The organism is Bradyrhizobium sp. SRS-191 (assembly GCF_024586915.1).
GTDB lineage: Bacteria > Pseudomonadota > Alphaproteobacteria > Rhizobiales > Xanthobacteraceae > Bradyrhizobium.
In genome coordinates this window covers 252,275-258,274 of sequence record NZ_JANBVS010000011.1, presented here as the reverse complement: position 1 = coordinate 258,274, position 6,000 = coordinate 252,275, and the positions used below count along the sequence as shown (strand labels likewise).

Below are 6,000 nucleotides of genomic sequence, written 5' to 3'. Positions count from 1 at the left end.
CACCACGCTGCCGAGATATTTCTGCACCAACTCGGGATATTCGCGGATCGCCTCCGAGATCGGCATGAAGATCACGCCGGCCTTCTTCAGCTCCTCCTTGAACGTCGTCGCCACCGACACTGAATCGAACACGGCGTCGACCGCGATCTTGCGCGTCTCCGGGCTGCCGGCGCCGGGCCGGGGCTCGACGCCCTCGAGGATCGCGACCTCGCGCAGGGGAATGCCGAGCTTCTCATAGGTCTTCAGGATCTCCGGATCGATCTCGTCGATCGAGGAGAGCTGCTTCTTCGGCTTCGGCGCGGCGTAGTAATATAGATCCTGGAAGTCGATCTTCGGGTAGTCGACGCGCGCCCAGGTCGGCTCCTGCATGGTCAGCCAGCGGCGATAGGCCTCCAGGCGCCATTCGAGCATCCAGGCAGGCTCGTTCTTCTTGCCCGAGATGAAGCGGATCGTGTCTTCCGACAGGCCCTTGGGGGCCTTCTCGGATTCGATGACGGTCTCGAATCCATAGCGATATTGGTCAACGTCGATCCGCCTGACGCGGTCGACCGTCTCTTGTACGGCTGGCATTCCATCCTCCGCTCGCGGTTTCAAGGACCGCGGTGGACATCTCTGGGAACCGTCTTACGACGTTTCGCCGACGAAATCACGCCCTTAGAATCGCTCAAGCGCTGTTTCGTCACGTCCTTTAAGTAGGGTCATCGACAGCTTTCGCCAAGCCTCGACGGCCCGATCGACCTCCGCTGGGGTCGTGGACCAGCCCAGACTGAGGCGCACCGCTCCCTGGGCGGCGGCGGAACTGGCGCCCATGGCCTCCAGCACGTGCGAGGCCTGAACCTTTCCCGAGGAGCAGGCCGACCCGGAAGATACTGCGATACCTTCGAGATCGAAGCCGATCACCGCGGTCTCCGCCTTCAGCCCGGGTGCCGTAAACAGCGTGGTATTGGGCAGCCGCGGCGCATCGGACGAAAACACCAGGACACCGGGCGTCTGGCGCAGGCCGGTCTCGAGCGCGTCACGGAGCGCTGTGACCCGGGGCAGATCCGCCTCAAGTCCCGCCAGAGCCGCGCGCGCCGCGGCGCCGAACCCGGCGATCCCAGCCACATTCTCGGTTCCCGCCCGGCGCCCCCGCTCCTGTCCACCGCCCCTCAGGATGGGGATGACGTCCTCGACCCCACCGCCGAGCACCAGGGCGCCGACGCCCTTGGGGCCACCGATCTTGTGCGCAGAGACGGTCACAAGATTTGCGCCCATCTGGTTGATATCGAGATGAATTTTGCCGAAGGCCTGGATCGCGTCGACATGCAGCAGGCCGCCGGCCTGGCGGACGATCTCGGCGACTTGCGAAACCGGTTGAAGCACGCCGGTCTCGTTGTTGGCGGCCATCACCGAGACCAGCGCCGGCGGATCGCCGGCCAGCATGGCTTCGAGACGGCCGAGTTCGACCACGCCGGACCGATCGACCGGGATCACCTGCACCGCCGCCGGCGCAAACCGGCCGCCGGCCAGCACCGAGGCATGCTCGACCGCCGAGACCAGCAGCCGCTCCACCGGCCCGGCCGGCGCCTTCAGCCCGGGACTCAAGGCCAGCGTGTTGGCCTCCGTGCCGCCGGAGGTGAACACGACGCGGCGCGGCGCGGTTCCCAGGCCGCGGGCGATCACCGCGCGGGCCTCCTCCATCACCCGCCGCGCCTTGCGGCCCTCGTCATGCACCGAGGACGGATTGCCGACGAGGTCGAACGCCGCCAGCATCGCCGCGCGCGCCTCGGGGCGCAGCGGCGTGGTGGCATTCCAGTCGAGGTAGACGCGATCGGGCATGGCTTCTCTTATCACCTTGCGCGACCGCGCCAATCGGAACCGCGCCTCAGGCCGGCTGCTGTACCGCCTTCACCGGCGCGTTCGTTCCCATCCGCAACCCGAACAGCGGCCGCAGCCAGCCGATCCGCCGCACGATCTCATAGGTGACACCGCAGACCGCAACAGTGCCCGCGATGATGATGCCGGCTTCCAGCCCGGCCGACAGGCCGCTGCCCTGCAAGGCGTGCGCGATCATGATGATCGCGGTCTGATGCACGATGTAATAGGGAAACATCGCATCCGTCAGATAGCGCCGCACCGGCCCGTCGGCCGAGACCAGGCGCCGCGCCATCCCGAGCACCGCGGCCATCGCCAGCCATTGATAGCAGCCATAGGCGATGCTTGCGCTCGTCTTCAGCACCGGCAGGTCCACCAAGGTCGCACCGAAGCCGGCACGAATCGAGATGAAAACGGTGAACACAGCGGCCGCGCAGCCGAGCGCCGCCCAGCGTCCGCGCTCCAGCGCCGACCATACAGCCTCCTCGCGCGCCAGCAGGAAGCCGATCAGGAAGGCCGTCGCATAGTCGGCGTGGTTGTACCAGTCGCCGGCCAGCGCGTGGGTCGACGGAAACAGTGGAAACAGCACGACACGCCAGACGGCAAACAGGGCGCATGGCAGGATCAGCAGCCACGGCCCAGTGAGCACGGCGCCAAGTCTCGCGCCCAGCCACTCGGCGACCGACGGCCACAACGCCAGCACGCCGATCGTGGCTGCGGTGTAGACCCAGAGATAGAGCACGAACCACAGATGGTTCCAGGTCGGCATCACGATGCAGGGTCCCGGGCAGAACTGCACCGAGAAGCTGAGATAGTGCCGCAGATAGAAGTCGACGAAGCCGCCGGCATAGCCGACGCTCTCGACGGCCTGGATGTAGGATTGCGGCGGCACGATCACGAGCATGCCGAAGACGAGCGGAATGAGCAGCCGCGCCGAGCGCGCCCCGAACAGCGACAGCCGGTCATATTTGCGCAGCATGAAGCGGGTCGCCACGCCCGAGACCAGGAACAGCAGCGACAGACGCCAGGGGTTGAGCAGCAGCATCACCGGCTCGAGCCAGACCAGCCTGTGGGCGCTCTTGATGTGGAAGCCCCAGGATACGTAGAGCATGCCGACGTGGTAGAGGATGAGAAAGCCGAATGCGCCAATCCGGACCCAGTCGAGATCGATGCGCCGTTCCGAGAGAGAATCTTGCCGTGATGTCGTCATGAGGGCCGCCTCCTTGACCGGACGCAGGTTGGGATGGACGCGCCGGGGCTGAGTCGAGATGTCCGAGACGAAACCTGACAGGGATGCAGCGACGATCGAACCGGCCCGGGACGAGGCCGGGAGCCCACGGGACGAAACGCAGCCGTCGGGGACGAGCGGTGGTCGTCGGGGGATCAGCGGTGACGCGGCCATGTTCGGGGCGATCGCGGCGATCGCCGTCGCGATCGGAATCGTGAATGCCCTGTCGGCGGCGCAGGATGCGGCGCGACGTGGCGAGCCCCCCGATCCCGGCCGACTGGTGTTCTGGGAGCTGTCCAGCATCGCCGTCATCCTGCTGGCCATGCCGATCCTGGTGATGGCGATACGGCGGGCCCGCGAGATGTCGCACTGGTGGCCGCGGATCGCAATCGCGGTGCTGGCGGTTGCGAGCTTCTCGACCCTCCACATCGCCGGCATGGTCTGGCTGCGGAAGCTGGCGCTCTGGGCCATCGGGAGCTCCTATGACTTCAACCTGTCCTTCGCGACGCTGCTGTATGAATTCCGCAAGGACTCCATCACCGCGGCGCTGATCGGCGGCACAGTCTGGCTGGCCGACGGCCGACGCGAGGTGATCGCTCTGCGCAGACGCGAGACCGAGCCGCCACTCTCGGTCACGCCGCGGCAGCTGCCGCAATCGATCTGGCTGCGTGACGGCACCAGCCGCATCCGGGTCCACCCGCGCGAGATTCTCTGGGTCAGTTCGGCGGGAAATTACATCGAGTACCGGCTGGGCGACCGCACGGAGCACCTGATCCGCGGCACCCTGGCCGCCGCGGAAGCTGAGCTCGGTGTCTATCGGATCGTCCGCGTGCACCGGACCAAGCTGGCCAATCTCGACCGAGTGACCGCCGTGGAGTTCAAACCCTCCGGCGATTTCGACCTCGTTTTCGACACCGGCCAGTCGCTGCAGGGAAGTCGCCGCTACCGGGCAGCCGTCGCCGCGCTGGCGCGTCCCGCCGCACCCTCATGATCGCCCCGACCCCTCCTGGAGCGACGGCGGGGCCAACTCTTTCCTATTCGATTTCAGTTATTTACGCTCGATCCCGAGCACACCGGATCAAGCCATGGGCGTTCGCTCCCCAGCTTGGGGCCCTGGCCCCACCCCCGCTTCCGGCCGTTGAAAATCCTTGCTTTTTGCCCTGCGCTCCATGTTAGAAGGCCAACTTCCAGTCACGCCTGCGCCGCTCCGTCCAAGCGAACGGATGGCGCTCGATCACCACTTTTCCTGATGACATCGTCGGCGAGCGCCAGATGAAGCACGGACGAAGTCGGTTGATGCTCTGCCAAGGATTCTCTGATGCCTGAAGTCATCTTCAACGGTCCGGCCGGCCGCCTCGAAGGCCGTTACCATCCGGCGAAGCAGAAGAACGCGCCGATCGCGATGATCCTGCATCCGCATCCGCAGTTCCATGGCACGATGAACCATCAGATCGTGTACCAGTGCTACTATGCCTTCGCGCATCGCGGCTTCTCGGTGCTGCGCTTCAATTTCCGCGGCGTCGGCCGCAGCCAGGGCTCGTTCGACCACGGCACCGGTGAATTGTCGGATGCGGCGTCGGCGCTCGACTGGGCGCAGACCATCAACCCCGAGGCGCGCGCCTGCTGGGTCGCCGGCTTCTCGTTCGGCGCCTGGATCGGCATGCAGCTCCTGATGCGCCGCCCCGAGGTCGAGGGCTTCATCTCGATCGCCCCGCCCGCAAATCTCTACGACTTCTCGTTCCTGGCGCCCTGCCCGTCTTCCGGCCTGATCGTCCACGGCGAGAAGGATGCGGTGGTCCCGCCGAAGGACGTCAACACCCTGGTCGAGAAGCTGAAGACGCAGAAGGGCATCGTCATCGACCAGCAGGTCATCCCCGGCGCCAACCACTTCTTCGACGGCAAGCTCGAGCCGCTGATGGAAACGATCACGGCGTATCTCGACATGCGTCTCGCCAATGTGAGGTGAGGCCACGCGCGTTCGTAGCGCCAGCCGACATTCTGTAGGGTGGGCAAAGGCGTGTCCGATACTTCATCGGCACGGATAGTCGCAAACGCGCCGTGCCCACCATCTCGATGCGTAGCGCTGAACCAACGGTGGCCACGCGAAGATATCAGCGCTTCGCGCCGATCTCTTCGCTTTGCCCACCCTACGATTCGCGGGCCTACGCCGCCTGCTGCAGCAAATAGGCATCGTGCCGCATCAGGAATGCGCGCAACAGCTGCGGGTATTCCGCACTGACCGCTGTCTTCACGCTCGGCCGCTGCGCCAGCTGATCGCGCCACGCGCGAACCTTCGGTGTCGCTGCAAAAATGCCGAGATCGCCGTACGCATCGAACACATCGAAACAGCGGAAGACCGGCGCGAACACCGCGTCGACCAGGCTGAACTGCGCGCCCGCGAAATACGGTCCCTCGCCCAGCGCCGCCTCGACGCGGGCGAACTTCGCTGTCAGCGCCTCGCGCTTGGCGGCGAACACCTGACCATCCTGCGTCGTCTCTAGCCCCCAGAGATCGCCGAGGATCGCCGAGCCGAACTCCATCCACGCGCGATGCTGTGCCCGCGCCAGGGCGCCCTCGGGATGCAGCTTCGCGCCGCCTTGCGTCTCCTCGATGTACTCGCAGATCACGTTGCTCTCGAACAGCGCCACCTCGCCTTGAGCCGTGGGGACCACCAGCACCGGCACCTTGCCGAGTGGCGACAGCTTGAGAAACCAGTCGGGCTTGTTGGCGAGATCGATGTCGATCCGCTGGAAGGCGACACCCTTCTCGGTGAGCACGATGACCGCGCGCTGCACATAGGGGCAGAGCGTGTGGCTGATCAGCTTCAGGACAGACATGACATCCTCGGCTAGTTTGATGCAGATGCATCAAACTAGATGCACTTGCATGAAGCTGTCAAGATGGATGCAGACGCATGG

5 protein-coding genes and 1 pseudogene are annotated in these 6,000 nt (G+C 65.5%); 2 read left to right on the top strand and 4 right to left on the bottom strand.

All coding sequences use genetic code 11. The features are described from left to right. The 3 genes and pseudogenes from NLR35_RS21095 to NLR35_RS21085 all read right to left on the bottom strand — a co-directional run. A pseudogene (locus NLR35_RS21095) lies at positions 1–570 on the bottom strand (Fe-S cluster assembly protein SufB); the annotation flags it as partial. Positions 571–654: 84 nt separating this feature from the next. Next, entirely contained in the window at positions 655–1,818 is a 1,164-nt protein-coding gene (locus NLR35_RS21090) for a cysteine desulfurase family protein (protein WP_257168442.1), read from the bottom strand. Between the two features lie 46 nt (positions 1,819–1,864). Further along, positions 1,865–3,064: an acyltransferase family protein gene (locus tag NLR35_RS21085; RefSeq protein ID WP_257168441.1), complete on the bottom strand. Its 1,200-nt coding sequence runs from the start codon at positions 3,062–3,064 to the stop codon at positions 1,865–1,867. 58 nt (positions 3,065–3,122) lie between these two features. On the opposite strand from NLR35_RS21085, the gene NLR35_RS21080 reads away from it, so the two are divergent. Together NLR35_RS21080 and NLR35_RS21075 are read left to right on the top strand one after the other, a co-directional pair. Then, positions 3,123–4,073, top strand: a complete 951-nt coding sequence (locus NLR35_RS21080) for a LytTR family DNA-binding domain-containing protein (RefSeq protein WP_257168440.1) — start codon at positions 3,123–3,125, stop codon at positions 4,071–4,073. Between the two features lie 327 nt (positions 4,074–4,400). Then, complete coding sequence (locus tag NLR35_RS21075) at positions 4,401–5,048, top strand: alpha/beta hydrolase (RefSeq protein ID WP_006614822.1); 648 nt, start codon at positions 4,401–4,403, stop codon at positions 5,046–5,048. 196 nt (positions 5,049–5,244) lie between these two features. On the opposite strand, the gene NLR35_RS21070 is transcribed toward NLR35_RS21075, so the two are convergent. Beyond that, a complete protein-coding gene (locus tag NLR35_RS21070; protein WP_257168439.1) occupies positions 5,245–5,919 on the bottom strand; it encodes a glutathione S-transferase family protein in 675 nt (224 codons plus the stop codon). Between the last annotated feature and the right edge of the window lie 81 nt (positions 5,920–6,000).